This window comes from Chelatococcus asaccharovorans (assembly GCF_003201475.1).
In the GTDB taxonomy this organism is placed as follows: Bacteria; Pseudomonadota; Alphaproteobacteria; order Rhizobiales; family Beijerinckiaceae; genus Chelatococcus; species Chelatococcus asaccharovorans.
Window position 1 is genome coordinate 17,293 of the sequence record NZ_QJJK01000010.1, and the last position, 23,449, is coordinate 40,741.

The following is a 23,449-nucleotide window of genomic DNA, read 5'->3' on the forward strand; positions in this document are numbered from 1 at the left end:
CAGGGGTGTCCCACCCGCCGCAATGATCCGCTGATGTCTTTTGGGAAATTATGGGTAACACCGCCCTCTCGTGATCGCTCTCGCGAAAGCCGGCGGCCCCCCTCCGCGGCCGTAGCATTTGCGCGGCCGTGGCGCGGCTCTTTCTCAAGATAGGCTGCCACGCCGTGGACGGCGGAAGTTCACTCCGGCAACCGCCGCGCATAATAGGTGATGCGCGCCTGCGCATTGCTTGCCGTGCCGATTGCGTCGAGATCGTCCGCCGACAGGACATGAACGAGATAGGCATTCAAACCAGCCGCTCGGAACTTCCGTCCAATCTCATCATAAACGAGCGCTCTGGAGCCCATGCTGCCACTCAGGATCACAACGGCCGGACATGTCGCATTCTCACAATTTCCGAAGTTCTCGACAAGAATCGGTCCGCGCGGCGTTGGCACAGTGATTTGCTGACGAGATGGCTGCGCGTTAGCCGCTGCGGTAAGCAGATAAATAGTGAAATCGGCAATAGTGACAATGAATGAACGCATGTAAAAATATTTGTTTCTTCTGTTGCAAACTTACGGATCCCTAATCGAGAGACTTACCCTCGGAAGGAAGATTGTTCTCTTCCCAATCCTTCTTCGGAATAGGTTCTCCCATGAGAAATTCAAAAGCGGCGACCTTCTTATGATCCGAGGATAGGACACACTTGAATCGCAACCTATACCAATCCTGCTTGCTATGCAGCGCGGCGCCGTCTGCCGAGAGGGAGTTTCCTGATAATTTCGGGTCGGCCATAGCATAGGCCACGACACGATCTGGCTTGAGGTCCTCGCTCCATGCTCCGACCTGAGCCATCGCTTCTAGCCCGCAAAGCTGCTCGATCCGCTCGGCCGGCGCCAGTGTTGCTAGTTCCTCTTTGGCCTTCCGGCTCCGAGGATTGGCGAGCACCTCCTCCGACAACATGCGTGATGGCTTCACCATCGCCGGCGTCTCGTCATGCGGGCGAACCTCGGGCGGAACGGCCTCTGGAACCGCTGGCGTCTTTAGCGTCGCGCCCGGCTTGTCCGCCGGCACGCCCTCATCTTGCCGTGTAGGAGGAAGATCAGGTTGCCGCGCCGACTTCTCCTGTTGTTCGGTTTGGGGCGGAGGAAGAATCACGATTTCCACCTCCACAGCCTGTTCCGGCTGCTCGGGCAGTTTAGGCGCGGTGGGCAAAAGCAGGATGAAAACACCCATCAGGATGTGAAGGAGCACGGACCCCGCAAGGCCCCACCTGCTGAATCTGTCCTCCGTCCGCGCAGCCGATCTCATACCAGCGCGTCAGGGGGCAGCAGCGACGAGCGAGCGTAGGAAATCAACGAAATGGCTCGTCCGCTGCCGTCCCGCTGTTTGCGCAGGGTCCACGGTCTGCACGACGACCAGGCGCTTGGATGGAACGATGGCGATGTGCTGGCCGCCATAGCCGGATGCAACCGCCGCGCCGGAACCGAACACTTGCGGATTCAGCGTCCACCAAAGATAGCCGTATCCCATACTTCCCCGATCGGTACGAGAGAAAGGTGTGGTCGATGCCTTTACCCACGCGGCGGAAATGATCTGTCTGCCGCTCCATCGCCCGCCGTCGAGATACAATTGACCGACGCGAGCAAGGTCACGCGCGCTCATCCTGAAGCGATAGGCCGGGTGGACCGAAGATTTTTCGAGGGAGTAACGGCCGTCCGATGCTGAAAAGTCTTCCATGCCGATCGGCAAGGCGACGCGTTGATAGAAGCTCTGGAAAATATCCTCTCCGGTTCGCTGCCTGTAGATCGTGCCAAGCGCGTTGAAATCCCAGTTGTTATAGAACCAGAATGAGCCGTGGGCGTGGCTTCCGCGTTGGGGTCGTTTCTGCCGAATATCGGTGGTTTCATGGGCTGCGACGTGGTAAATTCCTGACCGCGCCATAAGCAAATCCCGCACCGTCGCTTGCTTCTCGGTCGCCGTGAGGGCTGGTGGCTTATCGTCTATGCCCAGCTCGGCCAGCGTGCTGTCGAGCCTGATCCGGTGTTCCGAAACCGCGATGCCATAGAGGGCGCTCAACAGGCTCTTGCGGACGGAGGCGACGTCTACCTTACGGCGAGTGTCGCCCCAGCTGGCAATGACCTTGCCACCCTGCATCACCATGATGGCGGTCGTCTTGCGGTCTGCCATGGCGTAGTCGCGGGCGGCATTCAACCTCTCGATAGACCAACCAGCCGAAGTCGCATCGGCGCTCTGCCACGACTGCGCGTTCGCAACGGCTATGAGCGCCAAAAAGAATATGGCGATGCACATAGACGAGACTATCGTCAGCTTATCAGTTTTCGGCATTCGATCGCGCCTGTTGCTGCAGACCCAGAAGCCGCCTGCCATGGTCCCTGAGTTCGCCTTTCGGGTCGACGTATCGGTAGAGAGTCACGCGCTCGATCCCAAGCTCCTTGCAGAGATCGGAGACAGATGTATCGCGTTGCGCCATGGAGGCCTGTGCAAGACGCACTTGCGCTTTTGTAAGGGCGAATTTGCGGCCACCTTTCCTGCCTCGTGCTCTTGCGCCGGCGAGACCTGCCATGGTGCGCTCACGGATCAGGTCACGCTCAAACTCGGCCAAGGTCGCGAAAACGCCGAACACCATGCGGCCGGATGCGGTCGTCGTGTCGATCTGAGCACCCTTTCCTGTCAGCACCCGCAGACCGATATTCTGATCCGATAGATCCTTCACGGTGTTGACGAGATGGGCGAGCGACTGCCCGAGGCGATCTAACTTCCAGACCACCAGCACATCGTCGGCACGCAAAGATTTAAGGCAGGCGGCTAGACCAGGCCGATCATCGCGGCTGCCGGACGCGCGATCCACATAGATGTTGTCCTGTTCTACGCCGACGGCGCGCAGGGCATCGTGTTGCAGGTCGAGGGACTGCGAGCCATCGCCTTTGGAAACGCGGGCATATCCGATCAGCATGTTTCTTAAACGGTGGTTTGAAGCGACGCAGCGGTCACGATCGATTTGTTCGCTGGAAATGTATCTCAACCCGCTTCATAAACAAAGTATCTTGAACATCATCTAATTTTGAAAAAGTAACAACGATGCCGCGTCGCTCTAACTGATCGGCGAAAGGACGCGCTTTGCGCATGCCGACCTCGCAGTCGGATAGACAACGACGATCGCGCAGCGGCGGCCGCCCTTCTGCATGCGCGGCTGGAACCTTTCCGGCCTCTATCCCTTTTTATGGTCTGATGCAGGCAGGAACGCCACGTCGGCCGATCATTCACGGCGCGGGGGGTGCCAGAACGATCTGGAAGCACTAGAATCATGCAGTCAATGTCCGCATGAGGTCGTCCAATGAAGCTGTTCATGAAATTGTTTGCCGTCGGGCTTATTCTTGGTGCTTCGACCTTTGCCGCGCGGGCTGACGTCGTCGTCTCGTCGAAGATCGACACCGAAGGCTCGGTCCTCGGAAACATCATCCAGATCGCGCTGAATGCCAATGGCATCAAGACGCAGGACCGCATCCAGCTTGGTGCGACCCCCGTCGTGCGAAAGGCCATCACCGCTGGCGAGATTGACATCTATCCGGAATATACCGGGAATGCCGGCTTCTTCTTCAACAAGGCGGACGACCCCTTGTGGAAGGATGGCGCCAAAGGTTTTGAGGCCGCCAAGACGCTTGACTATGATGCGAACAAGATCGTCTGGCTCGATCCGGCCCCTGCCAACAACACTTGGGCGATCGCTGTCCGCAAGGACGTGGCCGAGCCTAACCAGCTCAAAACCATGTCGGATTTCGGCAAATGGGTGGCCGGCGGCGGCAAGGTCGTGCTCGCGGCGTCATCGGAGTTCGTCAACTCGGCGGCAGCGCTTCCGGCATTTCAAGCGGCTTACGGCTTCACGATGAAGCCGGACCAGTTGATCGTGCTGTCGGGCGGCGATACCGCGGCCACGATCAAGGCCGCGGCGGAAAAGACGAACGGCGCGAATGCGGCGATGGTGTATGGGACGGATGGCGGCATCGCGCCGTCGGGTCTCGTCGTTTTAACCGACGACAAGGGCGTCCAGCCGGTCTATGCGCCCGCCCCCATCGTCCGCGAAGCTGTGTTGAAGGCCAATCCGCAGATCGCCGATATCCTGAAGCCGATCTTTCAGTCGCTTGACCTGACGACGCTCCAGGCCCTCAACGCACGGGTGCAACTCGGCGGCGAACCAGCCAAGGCGGTGGCCAGCGACTATCTGAAAAAGAAGGGCTTCGTGAAGTAGCGGTCTCGGGCGTTGCAGACGAAATCGCGGATGCCCGACACGACGCGATCGCGCGCGAGCAGCGTCCGCCCATCTCTGGACCGGCTTGGGGCGCTCGTCACGCTCTGTGTCGTTCTGGCCCTGTGGCTTGCACCTTTCGTCAGCGTCCGCGCCAACCGCATCGTCGCGGGTCAGCCGCTCACCGCAATTGAAGCCCTGCCCGTGTCTGCCGCGGCTGCGCTTTGGGCCGTGGTCCTCATCGTCGCGGCGGTCGCGCTTCTGGTGCGTTCGCCATGGATCCGCCTGATCACCTCCGTGGGCGGACTTCTCTCGCTATCTGTGACCGTGGGTTTCGCCGCATCGGTATTGACGCCGGCCGGCGACAGCTTCGCCCGCGTTTCGCCTGCGTCAGGGTTCTGGTTCCTGACGTTGGGGATGGCTTTGCTGGCGGCGGATTCGGTCACGCGCCTCAACTTCACGCCCGGTTTGCGCCTTGCCGCGCTCGCGCTCGCAGCGCTGGCCCTCTGGCTGGTCATCGCATCCGGGGCCTGGGACGATCTGTCCCTGATGAAGGAATACGCCAGCCGCTCGGATAGTTTCGGCGGCGCGGTACGCCAGCACCTCGTGCTTGCGCTCGGCTCGCTCGCTGGCGCGGTCATCACCGGCGTGCCCCTCGGCATCCTGTGTCATCGCCTGCCTGCGTTGCGGGCGCTGATCTTACCGGCCCTCAACGTCATCCAGACCATCCCGAGCATCGCCTTGTTCGGCATCCTCATGGTCCCTCTCGGCTTTCTCGCGGCAACCGTTCCGCTTGCTTATGCGATGGGGGTGCGCGGCATCGGCACGGCTCCCGCCGTCATCGCGCTGTTCCTCTATTCCCTTCTGCCGATCGTGGCCAACACGGCAGTCGGGCTGGCGCAGGTATCACCGTCGGTCGTGGATGCCGCGCGCGGCATGGGGATGTCGCGATGGCAGCGACTGTTCGCTATCGAAATTCCCCTCGCCTTGCCGGTCGTTCTGGCCGGCATACGGATCGTGCTTGTCCAGAACCTGGGACTTGCTGCGGTGGCAGCCCTGATCGGCGGCGGCGGCCTCGGGACATTCATTTTCCAGGGCATCGGCCAGACCGCCATCGACCTCGTGCTCCTTGGCGCGCTTCCCATCGTCCTGATGGCCTTTGTCGCCGCCATCGTCCTCGATGCCATGGTCGACCTCGCGGGAGGAGCCCGGGCGTGATTGCAATCGAGCATCTCACGAAACGTATCGGCGAGACGACCCTTGTCGACGATGTGTCGATGGTCGTCGACACCGGCACGATCACCGTCGTCGTCGGCACCTCGGGCGCCGGAAAATCCACCCTGCTGCGCATGATCAACCGGCTGATCACCCCCACCTCCGGCCGGGTGCTCATCGACGGCCAGGACACGATGGACATCCCCGAGGACCGGCTGCGGCATCGCATCGGCTATGTCATCCAGGGCAATGGCCTGTTTCCCCACCGGACCGTTGCCGGCAATATCGCGACCGTGCCCCGGCTGCTCGGTTGGGATCAAAAACGCATCAGGCGGCGCGTTGAAGAGCTTCTCGACCTGTTTCAGCTCGATCCCGCCGAGTTCGCCAACAAGTTTCCGCGGCATCTTTCAGGGGGGCAGCAGCAGCGCGTGGGCGTGGCGCGCGCCCTCGCCGCCGAGCCCCGCCTGCTGCTGATGGACGAACCCTTCGGCGCCCTTGACCCGATCATCCGGGGAAAGGCGCAGGCTGATCTCATTGCGATCCAGCGGCGCTTCGGCACGACCATCGTGCTCGTCACCCATGATATGGAGGAGGCGTTCCACCTCGGGGATCGCATCGCCGTCATGAATGACGCGCAGCTGCTGCAGTATGATACGCCGGCTCAATTGCTGACCCGACCGGCGGCGGGCTTCGTAGAGCGTCTGGTGGGATCGAGCGATCGGCCTTTTCGTCTCCTGTCGCTCGCCAAGGTGCGCGATGCGATGGAGCCGGGTGACGCGCCGGGGGAGCCGATCGATCCCGACGTCAACCTCAGGGACGCGCTTTCGCGGCTCATCTGGGCAGGCGCCGACAGACTGCCGGTTGCCCACGGGAACGACACGGCGACGGCCCACATCAGCGTTTCCGGTATCTTGTCCCATGGCCGGCCGCCCCAATGAAATATGTCGGCGCCATCGGGCGAGGGCTGATCCTTGTCCTGCTCCTCATCTTCATTCTCACGCCCGATTCGTTCGCCCCGCTCTTCCGCCCGCTGACCGAGAACAACGCCCCGCCGATCTATAACCAGGGCTCGCTGCTGTCTCTCACGCTTTCGCATCTCGCGATCGTTGTGAGCGCGACCGCCGCGAGCGCGATCCTCGCGGTCGGTCTCGGCATTCTCGTCACGCGGCGATCGGGTCTGGAATTTCTTCCCCTGTCACGCAGCCTGGTCAATATCGGGCAGACGTTCCCACCCGTCGCCGTTCTGGCGATTGCAGTTCCCCTCGTTGGCTTTGGAGAAAAGCCAACCTTTATCGCCCTTTTTCTTTACGGCCTTCTGCCGATATTCGAGAATACGCTCAGTGGATTGACCCAGGTCCCGCGTGTCACGCTCGAGGCAGCCCGAGGCATGGGGATGAGCCCGGGCCGCCGTCTGTGTCTCGTGGAACTGCCCCTGGCCCTTCCGGTCATTCTTGCGGGCATCCGCATATCCACGATCATCAATCTCGGCACCGCGACGATCGGCTCGACGGTCGCGGCCAAGGGGCTCGGCGAAGTCATCATCGCCGGTCTGCAGTCGAACAACCTGGCCTTCCTGCTCCAGGGCGGGCTCGTCGTGGCGATGCTCGCCGTTCTTGTCGACGGCGCCCTCAGCGCAGTCGAACGCCTCGCCGCCTCGCGGCTCGGCGGCGATGACACACCAAAAGCGTCCTGATGACGCTCGTCAGGATAAGACTGACATGGTCCAGGCAAGGGGACTGCCGTCCGTGGCGAACTTTAAAAATGTCGGCCAGAACCTTGTCCTTGCTGAGGAGCCCTGCGTCCTCAAGCGCCTCCCTATCAGGCAGGTCGCGCAGCGTGCCGAAGCCGAAATGCGACAGGAATTCCTTGGTGGTTATGGAGGTGTAGGGGGCGCCGGGCTGGGGACTGCGCGGAATTGATTGCGTCGGGTGAGGCCCCATACATGTTTCGGGGACGCCCCCAGTCCTGTCACCGATCACATTTCGCATTGCGGGGCCGATATGTCGTGAGTAGAATGATAGATAAAATTCTACCTTTAAGGATCCAGACCTTTATGAGCCTCAATATCAAAGACCCCGAGGCGCATCGGCTGGCGCAGGCAATCGCCCGCGTTACCGGGGAAAGCATGACGCGCATCGTCACAGAAGCCCTGCGCGAGCGGTATGCACGGATCGAGCGCAGCAAGGGCAAGGCCAGCGTTCAGGAACTGTTGGCGATCGCCGACCGCGCCGCGGCGCATGTGAAGCGGCCCTATGTCGATCACGCGGATCTTCTCTATGATGAGAACGGTCTGCCGAAATGATCATCGACACCTCGGCTATCGTCGCGATCCTCTACCGGGAGGACGAGGCTAAAGACTTCGTGCAGCGCATTCACGACGCCGATGTCATCCGCATCAGCGTGGCGAACCATGTCGAGCTCTCGATGGTGATCGAAAACCAGCTCGGCCCCGAAGGCATGCGGCAGGCCGAGGCTTTCTTTCGGCGCGCCGGTATCACCATCGAGCCGGTCACGATCGAGCATGGCGAGCTTGCCCGGCAGGCGCTTCTTGACTTCGGCAAGGGCCGGCACAAGGCCGGACTGAACTATGGCGACTGCTTCGCCTATGCCCTGGCCAAGGCCACCGGCGAGCCACTCCTGTTCAAGGGGAACGACTTTAGCCAAACCGACATCGCCGCCGCATGAGCAAGCCGTCCCGCAAACCGACCGAGCCGCTGCGGACCCGCCACGTGTTCCTCGACACCGAGGTCTATCGCCATGCCGGATCATGCTGCATTTCACCGACATCACGCTTGCCGAGATCCGGCGACAGCTCGCCGAGCAAACCCTGGCGAAGGCAACTGAGGCGAAGCCTCTGGCACCCGACTTCAATCGCATGTCGTAGATCGCAGGACTAAGCGCCGCTGCGGCCACGGCAGCTTGCCATGTTGTGAACATGGACATGATGGCCGGGCTCGATGACGGCTGTGGCCACGCCGATGCGCTGGCCGTATTTGCGGACGTCGCCACCGGTCTCGTGCCTGGACAGGGCGAGCTTGTGCCCCATGGGGATGGGCGCGGCCAGACGCACCACCTGAATGGCATCGCCGACGCGCACCCGCGCCTCGCCTTCGATGTCGCGCAGGGCCACGGCGACGCTGTCGTGGGGGTGGATGGCCATGGCGTTCCATCCCGTCGCGCCGGGGGTGTTCTCGGATTCGGCCATCAGAACGACCCTCCGAAACGCGCGAAGCACTCGTCGCCCTCGTCGAAGATCTCGCCCCATGTCGCGGTCCCACCCGCGACGTCGAGGAGATAGTCGAAAAGGCTGTCAGCCATGGCGGCAAGCGAGGCCTGGGCCAGAAACAGCGGGCTCGCATCGAAATCGATCTGCGCCGCAAGGCGCTCTGTGGTGGCCGGATGGCCGCTGATCTTGATGGTCGGCGCCACATGGCTGCAGAAGCTGTTGCCCGGCCCGGTGGTGAACAGCATGATCTGCGCCCCGGCCGCGGCAAAGCCCGTCAGCGATTCCGGGGAGAAGCCCGGCCCGTCCATCACATGCAGGCCGGTGCAAGGCGGCGGCGCGGCGAAGGCCAGCACGGAGCGTATCGGCCGCTCGCCCGCCTTGGCGATCGCCCCCAGCGACTTCTCCTCGATGGAGGAGAGCCCGCCGCGCACGTTCTCATGGCCGGGATTGTTATAGAGGAGGTCGACGCCGAGCGCCGCGACAGCGCGCTCCCGTTTGGCGACGGCCTCGACGATGGCGGCGCCGACGACGCCGTCGATCGCCCGTTCCGCCAGCACATGCTCGGCGCCCAGCCACTCCAGCGTCTCGCCGATGACGGCGGTGCCGCCGCAATCGACGAGGCGGTCGGCGAGTGCCCCCGCGAGCGGGTTGCTCACCAGCCCCGACGTCGCATCGGAATGCCCGCATTCGATCCCGACGAACAGCTCGGCGACGGGGACCGGGACGCGCCGTTGCGTGGACAGGAGACGCGCCAGCTCGCCGCCGCGCCGCACCGCCAGTGCAGTCAGCGCCAGCGCATCCTCATGGACATCGTCGAGGGTGGCGATGGCGACGGCCTTGCCGGAGCGGGCCGCAATCGCCTCCGCCACGGCGTCGGCACTCGGGCGGTCCACGCCAACGATCAGCGTCGCGCCGCTATTGGGGTGGCTGCCGAGGCCGACGAGCTGCGCGAAATGCATGTCCTTGTCGGGGCCGAGCTGCCCACGGCCGTAAGGCGTCGCCGCGAGCTTGCAGCCGGGCAGCGCCTGGGCAATGCGCCGTGCCGTCGGCGTTATGAGGCCGTTAATGCCGAGGACGAGCAGCGTGTTGCGCACGCCCGCCCGGCCCACCGGCCTCAGGTAGCCGAGGAATTCCAGCTGTTGGCGGCTCGGCTTGTCGGGCGATATGCCCCCCATGGTGTCCTCCGTCGTGTTTGTGTTGGGCGCGGCGCCCATCGCCCCGCAGGGCTGGGCCGGCTCAGCCGGCGAAGGCGGGTTCGGCGAGCCCGCGCACGCCTGGCTCGAAGGCGAGCACGGCGCCTGCCAGCGGTTCGGCCGCCCGCTGGGCCGGGCTCAGGCCCTGGGTCGCCGTCGTGATGAACAACGTGCCGAGATCCGCGCCGCCAAAGCTGCAGGAGGTCGGATTGCTGACCGGCAGCGGCACGAGCCTGTCGAGGCGCCCATCCGGGGAAAATCGCGCCAGCAGGCCGGCACCGAACCGCGCATTCCAGATGAAGCCCTCGGCGTCGACGGTGGCGCCATCGGGCTTGCCTGCCACCTCGCCTGCCGGCACGAAAGCACACCGCCGGTGGGACACCCCCTCCTCCGCACCGAGCTCGAGGCAATCGATGGCGCCAACGGCCGAATCGGCAATATAGGCGCGGTCGCCGCCGGGTGAGAAACAGAGCGCATTCGGGACAGTCAGGCCGTCGAGAACCCGCGTCAGGGCGAGATGGCGATCGACCCTGTAGACGCTGCCGGTCCGCTCCCGGCCGAAGTCCCACATGGTGGTAAACCAGATATTGCCCTGGCGATCGCAGCGCGAATCGTTGATGCGATTGCCGGCGTGGCCCTCGTCGACCGGCAGCAGCGGTTCCAGGCGCCCCGTGGCGATCGTGAAGGCATGGAGGCCGGATTTGAGGCCGAGAATAAGCCCGCCCGCCTGGCGCAGCATCACGGCTCCAACCAGTTCCGGCAGCGGCCAGCGCGTCACCACGCCGCTCCCCGCCAGCCGACATAGCGACGGTGCGCGGATATCGACCCAGTAAAGCGCCTCCTCCGCCACCGACCACACGGGCGACTCGCCCAGCGTGTCGATCGGCTCCGTCACCGCCCTCACGACGCGGTCTCCCGGCGCAGCGTGGCGGGCGTGGCGGTGGAGCCGCGCTTGATGATCTCGAAACCCATGTCCACGACCCGTTGCTCCACGTCCTTGCCGGCAATGCGATCGAGCAACATCGTGCCGGCCCGGCTGCCGATCTCGAAGCGCGGGATGCGCACCGTCGTCAGCGAGGGATTGAGGTTTTCGGCGATCTCGAGGCCCTCGAAGCCGGCGATGGCAAGATCATCCGGCACGCGGATGCCGAGCCGCTGCGCCTCGAACAACGCACCCGCCGCGATGAAGTCGCCCGTGCAGAACAGAGCATCCACATCCGGCCGCTCGCCAACCAGGACACGCAATTGCCGGCCGGCCGCTTTCAGATCCATCTCGAGCTCCGCGACGAAACGCGGATCCGTATCGAGGCCGAAATCGCGCACCGCGGCCCGATAGCCGGCCTGACGCTCGACCTGGCGTTCGTTGTCCTTGGTGAAGGTGGTGAACAGGGCCACGCGGCGATAGCCCTGCTCGGCGAGCATGCGTGTCACTTCATAAGCCGCGTCGAAGTTTGAAAAGCCGACCGCCATATCGATCGGATCCTCGGGCAGGCTCGCGATCTCGACCGTCGGGATAGCATTGTCGCGGAGCATCTTGCGCGTCTTGGCCGTGTGGGTCGCGCCCGTGAGATAGACGCCATCGACCCGGCGCGCGAGGAACTCCGCGACGATCGTCTCCTCGCCCTCGGGAATGAAATCACTGTTGCCGAGCAGGAGGTGGTAGCCGCGCGCCTTGAGGGCGCGGCTGAAGCCCTCGGTGAAATCGGCAGCGATGGAGTTGCGCAGGGTCGGGATCACGGCGCCGATGGTCATCGTCTGGTTGGACGACAGGTTGCTCGCGACGCGGTTCGGGATATAGCCCGTCGCGGCGATCGCCGCCGCGATCTTCTCGCGGGTTTCGATCGAGACGCGATGCGGGAACGACAGCGCGCGGGACACCGTCATGGGAGCCACACCCGCAAGCCGTGCGACATCGCGGATACCGGCCCGCTTGACCCGTCGCCCTGAAGATCCCGAGACGTTTTCCATGCCCATTCCACGCTCACGTCTCTTGACGCTATTGAATGTTACCGGTACCATCAAAGGCAATTCAAGAAAAATCGTTTGGGAGGGGCCTTTTTTGGCGGCTCAGCAAGACAACGGCCTGACCGTTCAGCCGGCGAGAACCGCCGCGCAGCCGGGCGCGGCTACGCCGGGTTGGCCGACATCGGCAGACCAGCGCATCTGGACGGCGCTCGGTGCCGTCTTCATCTATCTGCGCTCCATGGCGGTATTTCTCGTCATCTGGCACCTCGGCTCGCGCTGGGTCGGCAATGCGATCCTCCTGCCCTCACCCATCGACAGCGCGGAGGCGCTGGTCGAGTTGTTCGCCGACGGCGAAATCTTCGACAACGTGACGGCGAGCCTGTCGCGCCTCGGCGTCAGCTTCGGGCTGGCGATCGTCCTCGGGGTCTCGCTCGGCTTCGCCATGGGCATGAATCGCACGATCTACGCCATGGTCGATCCGATGGTCGAGCTGCTGCGGCCGATCTCGGGCATCGCCTGGATCCCCCTCGGCATGTTCATCCTCGGCGTGGGCGAGGCCCTGCCGACGGCGATCATGTTCTACGGGGCCTTTTTCCCGATCGTCATCAACACGGTGGTCGGGGTGCAGGCGGTCAATCCCGGCCTCGTCCAGGCGGCGCGGGTGCTCGGCGTCAGCCAGCGCGCCATCGTACGCCATGTCATCTGGCCGGCAGCGCTTCCCAATATCCTGGTCGGTGCGCGCCTTGGTGCCGGGGCGGGCTGGATGGCGATGGTCGCCGCCGAGCTGATCGGCGCGCCGTCGGGCCTCGGCTTCGCCATCGAGTGGTACCGCGAGCTCCTGATGACGCCGAAGGTCCTCGCCTTTGTCTTCATCATCGGGCTGCTCGGCTATCTCCTCGATCGGCTGCTGCGCGGCCTGCAGCGCAGGCTCACGCCGTGGGCGCAAGCCGGCGGAGGCCTCACATGAGCCTTCACCTGCGCCTCCGGCCGTTCATCCTGCCGCTCCTGCTGCTCGCCCTCTGGCAGATCGCCGCGATGGCCTATGCGCAGACCAGCCGCATGCCCGTTCCCGGCGACGTCCTGACCATGGGCTGGACGCTCGTGTCGAGCGGCGAACTGCCGCTGGCCCTGCTGCAGAGCCTGAAGCGGGTGCTGCTCGGCTTTGCCTGCGCCGCCTCGCTCGCTCTCGTCGTCGGGACGGCGATGGCCGCGTTCGAGCCCATCGGCCGCAACCTCGATCCGATCGTCGAGAGCTTCCGGCCGATCGCCCCGATCGCGCTCCTGCCGCTGGCGATCCTCTGGTTCGGCACCGGCACGCCCGCCGCGGCGTTCATCGTCGGCTACGCCGCGTTCTTCCCGATGCTGGTCAATACCATCCACGGCGTGCGCAGCATCGACCAAGGCGTCATTCGCGCGGCGCGCACGCTGGGTGTCAGCCGCTTCACCATCCTGCGCACCGTGGTCCTGCCGGGCGCCTTGCCGAACCTCTTTGTCGGGGCGCGCCTGGCGCTCGGCGTCGCCTGGACGTCGATCATCGCCGCCGAACTCGCCGTCGGCGCCAAGGCGGGCGGCGGCGGGTCGGGCGGCATCGGCCAGATGATGTTCGTGTTCTACGCCTACAGCGTCGACCTGTCGGGGATCATCGTCTGCATGATCGGCGTCGGCCTCGTTGCCCTGATCATCGACCGCGGCGTCCGCGCCCTCGAATTCTGGATGCTTCCATGGAAACGCTAGAAAAAATGACGCCCAAGATCTGTCTCGGCGGCATCACAAAAGAATATATCGCGCCGCGCACCGGGCAACGCACGCTGGCGATCGCGGATGTGTCGCTGGATGTCTTCCAGGGCGAGTTCCTGTGCATCGTCGGCCCGTCCGGCTGCGGCAAGAGTACCATCCTCAACATGATCGCCGGCCTGGCGCGCCCCTCCCGCGGCGAACTGGTGATGGACGGCAAGCCCATCCGCGATCCCGGCGCCGAGCGTGGCGTGGTGTTCCAGGATTACGCCCTGTTTCCCTGGAAGACCGTGCGCGAGAACATCGAGTTCGGTCCGCGCTATCGCACCGCCGGGCCGTTGTCGGCGAGCGAGCGTGACCGGATCGTGCGCCACTACATCGATCTCGTGTCCCTGACCGGCGCCGAAAACAAGTATCCGCACGAACTGTCGGGCGGCATGCGGCAGCGCTGCGCCTTCGCCCGGGCGCTCGCCAACGAGCCCGAGGTCCTGCTCATGGACGAGCCCTTCGCGGCGCTCGACGCGCAGACGCGCCTCATCCTGCAGGAAGAGCTTCTCAGGATCTGGGGCGAAGAATTGCCGCGCGCCGCGCGCAAGACCGTCGTGTTCATTACCCACGGCATCGACGAGGCCGTGTACCTGGCGGACCGGGTGGCGGTGATGAGCAACAATCCCGGGCATATCAAGACGATCATGACCGTGGATCTGCCGCGCCCGCGACGCGAGAGCCTGCGCGCGACAGCCGAATTCCAGAAGCTCGCCGACGCGATCTGGCAACTCATCCGGCATGAGGCCTACGAGGCCACCATCGACCGGCACTGAATGGACAACAAGCACCGCACCAATGCGGTTCATGGGAGGAAGGTTCATGGGAGGAACAGGAACAATGAAGAACAGCCATTTCACGCGACGGCAGCTTATTGCCGCCGCCGGCGCCGCAGGCGTCGCCACGCTGGCCGCGCCGCGCATCGCGCGCGCGCAGGATGCGACCATCTCGGTCGGTCGCCAGCCCTGGGCGGCCGGCAACTCGCCGATCACGCAACACATGATCGACAACAAGCTGTTCGAGAAGAAAGCGAAGGAACTCGGCTACCAGCTCACGGTCGACTGGCGTGATTACCCATCGGCGCAGCCCATGGTCGAGGCTTTCGTCAGCAACAATCTCGACCTCGGCATGTGGGGCAATACGCCGATCATCCGCGGGCTCGCGGCCAAGCAGCCCTGGAGCATCCTCAATGTCGGCGAGGGTCACTTCCGCTTCGTGGTCGCGACCCGGGCCGATTCCGGGATCCGCAACATCCAGGACCTCAAGGGCAAGACCATCGGCGCCCTGCTGGGTGGCGACCCCTACAACGCCTTCTCGCAGATCATCCTGGCCGAACTCGGCTCGGGCAATCCGCGCGATTTCGACATCAAGATGATCAACACGCCGACCCAGGCGCAGGCGGCCACCATCCCGCGCGGCATGGATGCCGCCGTGCTGATCTATCCGGCCTTCCTCAAGGCACAGAAGGAAGCCGGCACGGTCGGCATCGTCAACTCGTTCGGCTACACCGAGGACCACTACAAGGGGCCGGCCGGCGAGGGCGCGGGGCACCTGCTGGAATCCGTCAAGAAGTCGGCATTCTATCCCGACGGCTACTATCTGCATCGCTCGTTCTGGATGGCGCGCGACAGCCTGCTCTCGCAGAATCCCAAGCTGGCGATCGCCTTCATGGTGGCGCAGCAGGAAGCCGTCACCGCCCTTAAGGCCATGACCACCGGCGCCATCTCCGACAGCGTGCAGAAGTATTGGGGGCTGCCCGCCGAGCTCGGCGCCAAGGTCGTCGAGGACGAGGTGGTGTTCCGGCGCGGCTGGATCTGGCCGACCCAGGGCGACATCGGCGCGATCGTCGAGACGTCGAAATTCATGGTCGAGGGCAAGCTCATCCCGGCGCCGCTGGACTGGAAACTGGTGCTCGAGAACGTGGCGAAATCCGCCCCCCTGATGCACCAGGCCTACGAGATGAGCGGATCGAAGCCCCCGGAGAGCGCCTTCACGGCCAGTGATGCCGCCGATGTCCGCGGCCTCCCGACCTGGGACTACAAGCGCTGGACAGTCAAGAACTGAGCATCGGCCTGTTGCCGAAGAGGAATGCACGCATGGACACGATAGGGTTTCTGGGGCTCGGCACGATGGGCGGCCCGATGGCGCGCAACGTTCTGCGCAAGGGCTACAGCGTCAAGGGGTTCGATCTCAACCGCGCGGCGGTCGAGGCCCATGTGGCTGCCGGCGGCCAGGCCGCCAGTTCCCTCGGCGATCTCGCCGCAGGGAGCGACGTCGTCATCACCATGCTGCCCGACGGCCCGGACGTCGAGCGTGCGGTCCTCGGCGAGGGCGGGCTCATCCACGCCATGCAGGCGGGATCGGTCCTGATCGACATGAGCACGATCGACCCGGCGGTCACCCGCCGGGTCGGCGCGGCCCTCGCCGAGAAGGGCATCCTGATGGTCGACAGCCCGGTGGGCAAGACGGTTGATCACGCCATCGCCGGGACCTTGACACTGATGGTCGGCGGCGATGCGGCGACGATCGAACGCGTCCGCCCCGTGCTCATGTGCATGGGAGCCGACCTCTTCCATTGCGGCGGGCTCGGCATGGGTGAGGCGCTGAAGCTGACGAACAACTTCCTCGCCGCCACGATCCTGTCGGCCACGACGGAAGCGCTGGTCATGGGCAAGAAGGCCGGCCTGTCGCTGGAGCTCATGACCGACGTGATGCGCACGACGATGGCCTGGAACAACCAGTTTGCCATCGCCCTGCCGAAGAAGGGACTGGCCGGGGATTTCACGGCCGGTTTCATGGTGAAGCTCGGCGAGAAGGACCAGCGCCTCGCCGTCGCCATGGGCAAGGCGCTCGGCGTCGAGACGCCGGTCGGAGCCGCGGCCTATGCCACATTGACCGAAGCCCGGAATGCAGGCTTCGCCGATCTCGACGTGACGGCGGTGCTGCGGCTGCGCGAGGAACAGGCCGGCGTGACGGTGCGCCTCAAGCACGATGCATGAGATGACCCGCCAAGAATTTCCCTCCCCGTTTCCCTCCCCGTCTCCCTCACCGCCCCCCGCCTCGCCCCTGCCGACGCGCCGGGTCGGCCAGACCGCGCTCGACGTCTCCGTGCTCGGGTTCGGCGCCGCGCCGCTCGGCGGCATCTATCGCAGCATCTCGAATGCCGAGGCGGAGGCGACGGTGGCGACCGCGCTCGCCAGCGGCCTGCGCTATTTCGATGTGGCGCCGTTCTACGGGCTTGGCCTCGCCGAGCATCGCCTGGGCAGCGCGTTGCGCGAGCGCCGCGACGAATGCGTCGTCTCGACCAAGGTCGGCCGCTTGCTGCGTCCCCTGAAGGCCGGTGCGCGGCACGCCACCATGTATGTCGACCCGCTGCCGTTCGAAGTCGCCTTCGACTACAGCTATGACGGCGTGATGCGCTCGATCGAGGACAGCCAGCAGCGGACGGGCTTTGCCACCTTCGACATGGTCTTCCTCCATGACGTCAACCGGCGCTGGCTCGGCGACGATGTCGAGCGTCGTTTCGACGAAGCCATGAACGGCGGCTATCGCGCGCTCGATGAGCTGCGCCGCGCAGGGCAGGTCAAGGCGATCGGCGTCGGCGTCAATGACAGCGAGATGCTCGTGCGCTTCGCCCGCGCCGGCCGGTTCGACGGCTTCATGCTGGCCGGGCGCTACACGCTCCTGGAACAGACGCCGCTCGATGCGCTGTTTCCCCTGTGCGAGCAGGAGGGCGTCTCGATCATCGCGGCGGCGCCGTTCAACTCGGGCATCCTGGCAACAGGGGCGCGCGCGGGGGCGAAGTATTTCTACACCGATGCACCCGCGGACATCGTCGCGCGCACGCGCCGCATCGAGGCTGTCTGCGAGACGCATGGGGTGCCGCTCATCGCGGCCGCCCTGCAGTTCGCCTTGCGGCATCCCGTCGTCGCCAGCGTCGCGACGGGGTTCAGTTCGCCGGCCGAGGTCGCGACCGGCGCCGCGATGATGGCTGTCGCCATTCCCCCGGCCTTCTGGGACGAACTCAAGGCGTCCGGGCTGATCCGGAGCGACGCGCCGACGTGAACGGCAGGCCCACGCCCGTCAGGGGCTCGCCTCGCGGAAGCGTCGCGGCGGCTGGCCGCGCGTTCCGGTGCGCACGGCGATGAGTTGTCCGGAGGCCGGCGCCTCGGCCGACAGCCCAGCCGGCAGGCGGATCCAGGTCGAGGTTACATAGAGCGTCGCCATGTCTTCGCCGCCGAAGGCGCAATTGGTCGGCATGGGGACGGGCAGCACCACCTCCTCCACCAGCCGCCCCGACGGATCGTAGCGGCAGACGCGCCAGCCGCCGAGGCACGCGACCCAGAGATGATCCTCCGCGTCGACGGTGATGCCGTTCGGATTGCCGGGAATATCCGCCGCGGCCAGGAACACGCGGCGGTTGGCGATGGTGCCGGACAGGGCGTCAAAGTCGAAGGCTAGAACGACATTGTTCGCCGTGTCGGCGAAATAGAGCCGTTGCCCCGCGGTGTCGAAGGCGACATTCTTCGCCATCCCGACCTTGTCGATGTGGCGGTGCACGGCGAGATCGGCACCGACCGCATAGAGGCTGCCGCGGCCGATCTCGTGATTGATGGCCATGGTGCCGACCCAGAGCCGGCCCCTGGGATCAACGCCCACCGTGTTGCAGCGGTTGTCTGGACGGTCGGCCTCGGGATCGACGAGGCGGCGCTCCACCCCGGTCTCCGGATCGAGCAGAAAGAGACCATGCTGGCCCGCGGCCACCAGCCGATCCTGCTCGTCGAACGCGATGCCCGCCGTCAGCCGTGGCAGTTCCACGCGGCCCGCCTCGCGCCGGGCGGGATCCCACCAGCGCAACGCCGGCGCCAGCACATCGACCCAGTAGAGACGCCGGCGGCGGGGGTTCCACACCGGGTTCTCGCCCACGAAGTCGCGTCCCGTCGCCAGGACCTCGACCGCCACGCCGACTGGCTCCTGCGGGCGCGGTAGGACCGACCGGGTGGCATAGCCCATGCCGATATGGCCCGAGGCCCGGTGGGCGGCTTCCACCAGCGCCCGGCCGGCGTCGTGCAGGTCTTCCGCCGGGATCTGATCGGTCTCGAACAGGCAGGCGAGCGCACCGATGGGATAACCTGTCTCGTCCAGGATAGCCGAGGCCGCGCCGGCGCGGCCGGACACCGGCTCGCGCGTCATCACCGCATAGCCGAGCGCCTTGGCGACGCCGAGATCGGCGCGCAGACGGTCCATCGCCGGCTTTTCGACAATCGTCGGGGAGAGATCCTGCAGAAACGCCTCGCAGCGCTCCTTGGGCAGGGCAGCCAGCATGCTTCGCCCGGCGGCGCTCTCGATGGCCCGTGAGCGTGGCCAGAAGCGCACCAGCCGCCCGTACGACGGATCGGCATCCTCGAAGTCGAGGACGAAGACATCCTCGTTGTCGAGCACCATGACGCAGATGGTGCGCTGCAGGCGCCGCGCGACACGCGCCAGTTCGGGCTTGGCCGCCCTGATGATGCTGTTCTGGTCGAGGCTGCGACGCGAGAGTTCCAGCACCCGCATGCCGACGTGATAGGTGCGGGTGCGCGGATCGTGGCGCACCATGCGGCGGCTCACCAACGCCGCCAGCAGGCGATGCAGGGACGCCCGCGGGATGCCGATCGATTTCTCGAGATCGCGGAAACGCGGTGGCTGCGGCGCCGTGCCGATGGCGAGCAGGACGTCAAGCCCCCGCAACAGCGCCTGCGCGCCCGGCACATCGGTGTCCTGATCGACCTCAGCAGTTGGTTCGCTCACGCCTAATCCTTCGTTTGATTCGCAATTTAATGAGAATCCACGTTGACAGCAACCAGAATCATCTCATCATATGGAACAAATAAGGGATTGGGAGGACGATCGTTCCATGCAGGCCCCGCAGTCGCTGACCGTGCGTTCCGTGTCGGCCTTCGTCATTGCCGTCTCGCCGAAAACGAACTGGATCGTCGTCGAACTTGCGCTCGCCGACGGCCCGTCGGGCTGGGGGGAAGCGACGCTGGCGGGCGCCGAGGAAGCCGTTCTCGCGGAGATCGGCCACGCGCAGACCCTGCTGGCCGGTGTCGCGTTCTCCGGTCCCGCCGAGGTGACCGGCCGGCTGCGCATGACCCACGCCTCGCAGGCTCGCATGATCGTCATGCGCGCGGTCGAGCAGGCCGTTCTCGATGCCCTCGCCCGCCGTGCCGGCGTGCCCCTGGCGGCCTTTCTCGGGGGTCCCGAGCGCCAAGCCGTTCCCGTCTACGCCAATATCAACCGGGGTATCGTCGATCGCACGCCCGCCGGCTTCGCGGCACGGGCCCGCGAGGTCGTCACGGTCGAGGGTTACAAGGCGGTCAAGATCGCGCCGTTCGACGGCCTCGACTGGAAGCGCTGCGACCACGCCAGCGGGGCACGGCTGCTCGCAGACGGCATCGCGCGCATCGTGGCGGTGCGCGAGGCCGTCGGCCCGGGGGTCGCCCTGCTGGTCGACTGCCACTCGCGCCTGTCGCCGGTGATGGCGCGCACCGCCCTGCGGGCCCTGGAGAGCGTCGCACTGTTCTGGTTCGAGGAGCCGCTGGCCGAGGATGCCTTTGACGACCACACCGGCCGGGCCCTGCGCAGCTTTGCCAACGATCGCGGCATCCGTATCGCCGGCGGCGAGCATCTCGCCGGCATGACCGAAGCGCGCGACTTCCTGGCGCGTGGCACCTGCGATGCCATCCTGCCCGATCTCCGCTGGACCGGTTTGCGCTCCGGGCTGTCGATCCTGGAACTGGCCGCTTGCTCCGGCGTCGAGGTCAGCCTGCACAACCCGGTGGGGCCGGTGCTCGACCGCATCAGCGTACAGATGGCAGCCGCCCTGCCCTCCTTCCTCATCCTGGAGCGACAGGTGCGCGAAAGCCCGCTGTTCGACGAGATCCGTGGCGGGCCGCAGACACTCGCCGACGGTGCCATCCCCCTCGAAGCGGCGCCTGGCTTCGGCGCGCCGCCCGACCGCGCCGTCCTGGAGCGCTGTGCCGCCCAGGGCTTCCAACGCCGGGCCAGTCTCGCCGGGGTCGCCGGCGCGGGAGGTGACGCATGACGCTGTCGGTTCATCCGGCGCCGGTTGGCGCCAGCTTTGCGGCCGATCTCGCCGGCCGGCGGGTGTTCGTGACCGGTGCCAGCCGTGGCATCGCGGCCGCGATCGCCCGCGGCTTCGCCGGCTGCGGCGCGCGCGTGGCGCTGAACTACAGCGCCGATGCTGACCTTCACGCCGGCTTTGCCGAGGCGGCCGCAGCGCTGTCCGACGACATCAGCCGCATCGGCCCGCCTGCCGTTCTCCTCGAGGCCGATCTCACGCAACCCGACGCCGCGTCTCGCCTCGCCGCGGATGTTGTCGCCGCCTGGGGTGGCGTCGACATCGTCGTGCTCAGCGCCTCGATCCAGATCCACAAGGACTTTCTCGCGCAGACGCCGGCGGATATCGCCCTGCAGATCCAGATCAACCTCATGTCGAATATCGCGATCCTGCAGGGGGTGATCCCCGTCATGCGTCGTGAACGCTGGGGGCGGATCATCACCATCGGCAGCGTGCAGGAAACGGCGCCCTCGGGCGAGATGCCGATCTATGCGATGACCAAGGGCGCGCAGGAGAACCTCGTGCGCAACCTCGCCCTGCAGAATGCACCGCATGGCATCACCGTGAACAACATCGCGCCCGGCCTCGTGCAGACCGACCGCAATGCGTTCCGACGGCGGGATCCCTCAAGCTGGGAAGCGATCGCCGCCGCGGCCAACCCGATGGGCCGGGCGGGCCAGCCCGAGGACATCGTCGGCGCGGCGCTGTTTCTCGCCTCGGATGCGGCGTCCTTCGTGACGGGGACCACCATCCAGGTCACCGGAGGCGCCCATATCCCGTGGCGCGCCGCTACCGCACGCGGCATCCCCATGCCGACACCCTGACGACATGCCCTGACGTCCGCACGCGCCATGGCGGGCGGGCCCCTATTGCAAGCGAAAAGCCCCGTCTGACAGGGGCGGACAAAGACCAGGAGGAAACCGCATGATTACCCGCCGGACATTCAACGGCCTCGCCGTTTCCATGGCCGCCCTCGGCACTGCCGCGCCCTCGGCCGTCTTCGGCCAGTCGCCCGCCGCCGTGGCGCGCAACAAGACGCTGATCGTCGCGGTGCAGGCCGAGGCGCCCGTCTACCGCAACGTCGGGCAGGCCAATCCGTATTCAATCAACAACGAGGACTTCCGCGGCTCCATCATCAACATGTTCGAGCCGCTGTTCTACTACAACTCCAACAAGAACGAGGTTATCCCGTGGGTCGCCTCAGGGCTCGAGAACAATGAAGACTACTCCTCCTTCACGGTAAAGCTGCGCGATGGCGTCACCTGGAGCGACGGCAAGCCCTTCACCGCCGATGACGTCGTCTACACGCTCGAAATGCTGATGGCGAACGGCAAGGGCAAGCGCGACCTCACCCAGTCGTCGGGTGTCGCCGACGCGGTGAAGGCCGTCTCGAAGATTGATCCCCTGACGGTGAAGATCGATCTCACCAAGGGCGATCCGCGCTTTGCTTTCAAATATCTGATCAACTACTTCGATATCGGCTTGCAGTGGCTGCCGGCCCACGTCTGGCGCGATGTGCCCGACCCGGCGGCGTTCTCCTTCTTTGACGTCGCCAAGGGCTGGCCGCTGACCACGGGCCCCTGGAAGGTGACGCGTTTCACCGATAACCAGATCTTCATGGACCGGCGGCCGGAATGGTGGGCGACCAAGGCCGGCCTTGCGACCATGCCGGCCATGGAGCGTGTCATCACCATTCCCGGCGGCACGCGGGACCGGATGGCCCAGCTCGTCGCCGCAAACCAGGTCGATATCGTCAATGACATCCAGATCAGCGAGGTGATGAAGCAACTCGTCACCCAGAACCCGAAGATCACGACGTTTACCGGAAAAGACGCACCCTATGGTGCCAAGGACTGGTGGCCGACGTCGCTATACTTCAACCACAAGAATGAGAAATGGGCCGATCTCAACGTCCGCCGGGCATTGAACCACTATCTCGATCGCAAGCAGCTCATCGACACCGCCTATGCCGGCGCCAGCGAGCCCAAATACGACCCCTACCCCGGCTTCGGCTCGTTGAAGCCCTATATCGATGCCATCCGGCGCATCGCCGACAAATACGGCATCGGCCATTTCGACAAGGCCAAGGGCGACGAACTCATGCAGAAGGCCGGCTTCGTCAAGAACGACGCCGGCATCTGGGCCAAGGACGGCAAGCCCCTTTCGGCAGTCATCGAGGCGATCCCGGTTCTTAATGCCATCGGCCCGGTCGTCGCGCAGCAGCTCAAGAACGCAGGGATCGACGCGAGCTTCCGTTCCACGCCGGAAAGCCGCGCGATCATGCGCGACGGCAAGTACGACTTGTGCCTTTTTGGCCATCGCGGCTCTATCAGCGACCCTTATGCGACGCTTGAGAACTACCATAGCCGCAACGCCCTGCCGGTGGGGCAGCCTATTCTCCTCCCGGCGCGCTGGTCGAATGCCGAGTACGACAGGATCGTCGACGAGGCGTCCAAGGTGCCGCCGAACGATCCGCGGCTCATGGACCTCGTCAAGGCGGCCATGGAGATCTGGATGCGCGAGGCCGTCGAGGCGCCGATCTCCGAATGGTATCACCGCGTGCCCATGAACCAGACCTATTGGACCGGCTGGCCGAGCGAGCAGGATCCCTACATGCAGCCGAGTTTCTGGTATACGTCGGGAAGCTTTGGCTATGTCATGCCGAAGCTCAAGCCGGCATCCTGATCGTCTTCGCGAGA

At 65.2% G+C, this 23,449-nt stretch carries 24 protein-coding genes and 1 pseudogene; 15 read left to right on the forward strand and 10 right to left on the reverse strand.

Annotated features, from left to right (window positions below; genetic code table 11):
- Positions 1 to 179: 179 nt before the first annotated feature.
- The 4 genes from C7450_RS22365 to C7450_RS22380 form a co-directional block, all read right to left on the reverse strand.
- Positions 180 to 527, reverse strand: coding sequence for a hypothetical protein (locus C7450_RS22365; protein WP_146227459.1), 348 nt, complete (start codon positions 525 to 527; stop codon positions 180 to 182).
- A gap of 40 nt (positions 528 to 567) precedes the next feature.
- Positions 568 to 1,236: a DUF930 domain-containing protein gene (locus C7450_RS34700; RefSeq protein ID WP_245450061.1), complete on the reverse strand. Its 669-nt coding sequence runs from the start codon at positions 1,234 to 1,236 to the stop codon at positions 568 to 570.
- 66 nt (positions 1,237 to 1,302) lie between these two features.
- Complete coding sequence (locus C7450_RS22375; RefSeq protein WP_245450062.1) at positions 1,303 to 2,331, reverse strand: serine hydrolase domain-containing protein; 1,029 nt, start codon at positions 2,329 to 2,331, stop codon at positions 1,303 to 1,305.
- The gene (locus C7450_RS22380) at positions 2,318 to 2,959 is read right to left on the reverse strand and encodes a recombinase family protein (RefSeq protein ID WP_110376694.1); all 642 of its coding nucleotides are present in this window, start codon (positions 2,957 to 2,959) and stop codon (positions 2,318 to 2,320) included. The genes C7450_RS22375 and C7450_RS22380 overlap by 14 nt, the downstream gene beginning before the upstream one ends.
- A gap of 381 nt (positions 2,960 to 3,340) precedes the next feature.
- Between C7450_RS22380 and osmF the strand changes: the two genes are divergently transcribed.
- From osmF to C7450_RS22400, 4 genes are read left to right on the forward strand one after another with little or no spacing between them, the layout of a single operon-like run.
- Positions 3,341 to 4,252 carry a glycine betaine ABC transporter substrate-binding protein OsmF gene (osmF, locus tag C7450_RS22385; protein WP_146227462.1) on the forward strand — a complete coding sequence of 304 codons (912 nt, stop codon included), beginning with the start codon at positions 3,341 to 3,343 and terminating at the stop codon, positions 4,250 to 4,252.
- Between the two features lie 30 nt (positions 4,253 to 4,282).
- Positions 4,283 to 5,467, forward strand: a complete 1,185-nt coding sequence (locus C7450_RS22390) for an ABC transporter permease (protein ID WP_110376695.1) — start codon at positions 4,283 to 4,285, stop codon at positions 5,465 to 5,467.
- Positions 5,464 to 6,402 carry an ABC transporter ATP-binding protein gene (locus C7450_RS22395; protein ID WP_110376696.1) on the forward strand — a complete coding sequence of 313 codons (939 nt, stop codon included), beginning with the start codon at positions 5,464 to 5,466 and terminating at the stop codon, positions 6,400 to 6,402. The genes C7450_RS22390 and C7450_RS22395 overlap by 4 nt, the downstream gene beginning before the upstream one ends.
- Positions 6,399 to 7,157 carry an ABC transporter permease gene (locus C7450_RS22400; RefSeq protein ID WP_110376697.1) on the forward strand — a complete coding sequence of 253 codons (759 nt, stop codon included), beginning with the start codon at positions 6,399 to 6,401 and terminating at the stop codon, positions 7,155 to 7,157. The genes C7450_RS22395 and C7450_RS22400 overlap by 4 nt, the downstream gene beginning before the upstream one ends.
- Here the strand turns inward: C7450_RS22400 and C7450_RS34705 are convergent.
- Positions 7,093 to 7,377: pseudogene (locus C7450_RS34705) on the reverse strand (hypothetical protein); the annotation flags it as partial. The gene C7450_RS22400 and the pseudogene C7450_RS34705 sit on opposite strands and share 65 nt — an antisense overlap.
- A 140-nt stretch (positions 7,378 to 7,517) precedes the next feature.
- On the opposite strand from C7450_RS34705, the gene C7450_RS22410 reads away from it, so the two are divergent.
- Entirely contained in the window at positions 7,518 to 7,766 is a 249-nt protein-coding gene (locus C7450_RS22410) for a type II toxin-antitoxin system VapB family antitoxin (RefSeq protein ID WP_110376698.1), read from the forward strand.
- On the forward strand, positions 7,763 to 8,149 hold the full coding sequence (locus C7450_RS22415) for a type II toxin-antitoxin system VapC family toxin (protein WP_110376699.1): 387 nt from the start codon (positions 7,763 to 7,765) through the stop codon (positions 8,147 to 8,149). Before C7450_RS22410 ends, C7450_RS22415 begins: the two co-directional genes overlap by 4 nt.
- A gap of 208 nt (positions 8,150 to 8,357) precedes the next feature.
- On the opposite strand, the gene C7450_RS22420 is transcribed toward C7450_RS22415, so the two are convergent.
- The 4 genes from C7450_RS22420 to C7450_RS22435 form a co-directional block, all read right to left on the reverse strand.
- Positions 8,358 to 8,669: a UxaA family hydrolase gene (locus C7450_RS22420; RefSeq protein ID WP_110376700.1), complete on the reverse strand. Its 312-nt coding sequence runs from the start codon at positions 8,667 to 8,669 to the stop codon at positions 8,358 to 8,360.
- The gene (locus C7450_RS22425) at positions 8,669 to 9,865 is read right to left on the reverse strand and encodes a UxaA family hydrolase (RefSeq protein ID WP_170147369.1); all 1,197 of its coding nucleotides are present in this window, start codon (positions 9,863 to 9,865) and stop codon (positions 8,669 to 8,671) included. Before C7450_RS22425 ends, C7450_RS22420 begins: the two co-directional genes overlap by 1 nt.
- A gap of 61 nt (positions 9,866 to 9,926) precedes the next feature.
- On the reverse strand, positions 9,927 to 10,787 hold the full coding sequence (locus C7450_RS22430) for an SMP-30/gluconolactonase/LRE family protein (protein WP_110376702.1): 861 nt from the start codon (positions 10,785 to 10,787) through the stop codon (positions 9,927 to 9,929).
- Entirely contained in the window at positions 10,784 to 11,902 is a 1,119-nt protein-coding gene (locus tag C7450_RS22435) for a substrate-binding domain-containing protein (protein ID WP_110376703.1), read from the reverse strand. Before C7450_RS22435 ends, C7450_RS22430 begins: the two co-directional genes overlap by 4 nt.
- A 40-nt stretch (positions 11,903 to 11,942) precedes the next feature.
- Between C7450_RS22435 and C7450_RS22440 the strand changes: the two genes are divergently transcribed.
- The 6 genes from C7450_RS22440 (at position 11,943) to C7450_RS22465 (ending at position 17,692) form a co-directional block, all read left to right on the forward strand.
- Positions 11,943 to 12,815, forward strand: a complete 873-nt coding sequence (locus C7450_RS22440; protein ID WP_170147370.1) for an ABC transporter permease — start codon at positions 11,943 to 11,945, stop codon at positions 12,813 to 12,815.
- Entirely contained in the window at positions 12,812 to 13,582 is a 771-nt protein-coding gene (locus C7450_RS22445; RefSeq protein WP_110376704.1) for an ABC transporter permease, read from the forward strand. The genes C7450_RS22440 and C7450_RS22445 overlap by 4 nt, the downstream gene beginning before the upstream one ends.
- Entirely contained in the window at positions 13,570 to 14,403 is an 834-nt protein-coding gene (locus C7450_RS22450; protein WP_110376705.1) for an ABC transporter ATP-binding protein, read from the forward strand. Before C7450_RS22445 ends, C7450_RS22450 begins: the two co-directional genes overlap by 13 nt.
- 64 nt (positions 14,404 to 14,467) lie before the next feature.
- Entirely contained in the window at positions 14,468 to 15,691 is a 1,224-nt protein-coding gene (locus tag C7450_RS22455) for an ABC transporter substrate-binding protein (RefSeq protein ID WP_110376706.1), read from the forward strand.
- A 32-nt stretch (positions 15,692 to 15,723) separates the two neighbouring features.
- A complete protein-coding gene (locus tag C7450_RS22460; protein WP_110376707.1) occupies positions 15,724 to 16,626 on the forward strand; it encodes an NAD(P)-dependent oxidoreductase in 903 nt (300 codons plus the stop codon).
- A 1-nt stretch (position 16,627) separates the two neighbouring features.
- Positions 16,628 to 17,692, forward strand: a complete 1,065-nt coding sequence (locus C7450_RS22465) for an aldo/keto reductase (protein ID WP_110376931.1) — start codon at positions 16,628 to 16,630, stop codon at positions 17,690 to 17,692.
- Positions 17,693 to 17,710: 18 nt separating this feature from the next.
- On the opposite strand, the gene C7450_RS22470 is transcribed toward C7450_RS22465, so the two are convergent.
- Positions 17,711 to 19,417, reverse strand: a complete 1,707-nt coding sequence (locus C7450_RS22470) for an SMP-30/gluconolactonase/LRE family protein (protein ID WP_110376708.1) — start codon at positions 19,415 to 19,417, stop codon at positions 17,711 to 17,713.
- Positions 19,418 to 19,523: 106 nt separating this feature from the next.
- Between C7450_RS22470 and C7450_RS22475 the strand changes: the two genes are divergently transcribed.
- The 3 genes from C7450_RS22475 to C7450_RS22485 all read left to right on the forward strand — a co-directional run bounded on the left by C7450_RS22475 (position 19,524) and on the right by C7450_RS22485 (position 23,435).
- Positions 19,524 to 20,714 carry a mandelate racemase/muconate lactonizing enzyme family protein gene (locus C7450_RS22475; protein ID WP_170147371.1) on the forward strand — a complete coding sequence of 397 codons (1,191 nt, stop codon included), beginning with the start codon at positions 19,524 to 19,526 and terminating at the stop codon, positions 20,712 to 20,714.
- Positions 20,711 to 21,574, forward strand: a complete 864-nt coding sequence (locus tag C7450_RS22480; RefSeq protein ID WP_110376710.1) for an SDR family NAD(P)-dependent oxidoreductase — start codon at positions 20,711 to 20,713, stop codon at positions 21,572 to 21,574. Before C7450_RS22475 ends, C7450_RS22480 begins: the two co-directional genes overlap by 4 nt.
- A 100-nt stretch (positions 21,575 to 21,674) precedes the next feature.
- Positions 21,675 to 23,435 carry an ABC transporter substrate-binding protein gene (locus C7450_RS22485; protein ID WP_110376711.1) on the forward strand — a complete coding sequence of 587 codons (1,761 nt, stop codon included), beginning with the start codon at positions 21,675 to 21,677 and terminating at the stop codon, positions 23,433 to 23,435.
- Positions 23,436 to 23,449 lie beyond the last annotated feature (14 nt).

Excerpts from the sequence above, each read along its gene's own strand:
- C7450_RS22365 (WP_146227459.1), bottom strand. The coding sequence starts at position 527 with ATGCGTTCATTCATTGTCACTATTGCCGATTTCACTATTTATCTGCTT.
- C7450_RS22375 (WP_245450062.1), bottom strand. The coding sequence starts at position 2,331 with ATGCCGAAAACTGATAAGCTGACGATAGTCTCGTCTATGTGCATCGCC.
- C7450_RS22380 (WP_110376694.1), bottom strand. The coding sequence starts at position 2,959 with ATGCTGATCGGATATGCCCGCGTTTCCAAAGGCGATGGCTCGCAGTCC.
- osmF (WP_146227462.1), top strand. The coding sequence starts at position 3,341 with ATGAAGCTGTTCATGAAATTGTTTGCCGTCGGGCTTATTCTTGGTGCT.
- C7450_RS22390 (WP_110376695.1), top strand. The coding sequence starts at position 4,283 with ATGCCCGACACGACGCGATCGCGCGCGAGCAGCGTCCGCCCATCTCTG.
- C7450_RS22400 (WP_110376697.1), top strand. The coding sequence starts at position 6,399 with ATGAAATATGTCGGCGCCATCGGGCGAGGGCTGATCCTTGTCCTGCTC.
- C7450_RS22410 (WP_110376698.1), top strand. The coding sequence starts at position 7,518 with ATGAGCCTCAATATCAAAGACCCCGAGGCGCATCGGCTGGCGCAGGCA.
- C7450_RS22415 (WP_110376699.1), top strand. The coding sequence starts at position 7,763 with ATGATCATCGACACCTCGGCTATCGTCGCGATCCTCTACCGGGAGGAC.
- C7450_RS22420 (WP_110376700.1), bottom strand. The coding sequence starts at position 8,669 with ATGGCCGAATCCGAGAACACCCCCGGCGCGACGGGATGGAACGCCATG.
- C7450_RS22425 (WP_170147369.1), bottom strand. The coding sequence starts at position 9,865 with ATGGGGGGCATATCGCCCGACAAGCCGAGCCGCCAACAGCTGGAATTC.
- C7450_RS22435 (WP_110376703.1), bottom strand. The coding sequence starts at position 11,902 with ATGGTACCGGTAACATTCAATAGCGTCAAGAGACGTGAGCGTGGAATG.
- C7450_RS22445 (WP_110376704.1), top strand. The coding sequence starts at position 12,812 with ATGAGCCTTCACCTGCGCCTCCGGCCGTTCATCCTGCCGCTCCTGCTG.
- C7450_RS22450 (WP_110376705.1), top strand. The coding sequence starts at position 13,570 with ATGGAAACGCTAGAAAAAATGACGCCCAAGATCTGTCTCGGCGGCATC.
- C7450_RS22455 (WP_110376706.1), top strand. The coding sequence starts at position 14,468 with ATGAAGAACAGCCATTTCACGCGACGGCAGCTTATTGCCGCCGCCGGC.
- C7450_RS22460 (WP_110376707.1), top strand. The coding sequence starts at position 15,724 with ATGGACACGATAGGGTTTCTGGGGCTCGGCACGATGGGCGGCCCGATG.
- C7450_RS22465 (WP_110376931.1), top strand. The coding sequence starts at position 16,628 with ATGACCCGCCAAGAATTTCCCTCCCCGTTTCCCTCCCCGTCTCCCTCA.
- C7450_RS22475 (WP_170147371.1), top strand. The coding sequence starts at position 19,524 with ATGCAGGCCCCGCAGTCGCTGACCGTGCGTTCCGTGTCGGCCTTCGTC.
- C7450_RS22480 (WP_110376710.1), top strand. The coding sequence starts at position 20,711 with ATGACGCTGTCGGTTCATCCGGCGCCGGTTGGCGCCAGCTTTGCGGCC.
- C7450_RS22485 (WP_110376711.1), top strand. The coding sequence starts at position 21,675 with ATGATTACCCGCCGGACATTCAACGGCCTCGCCGTTTCCATGGCCGCC.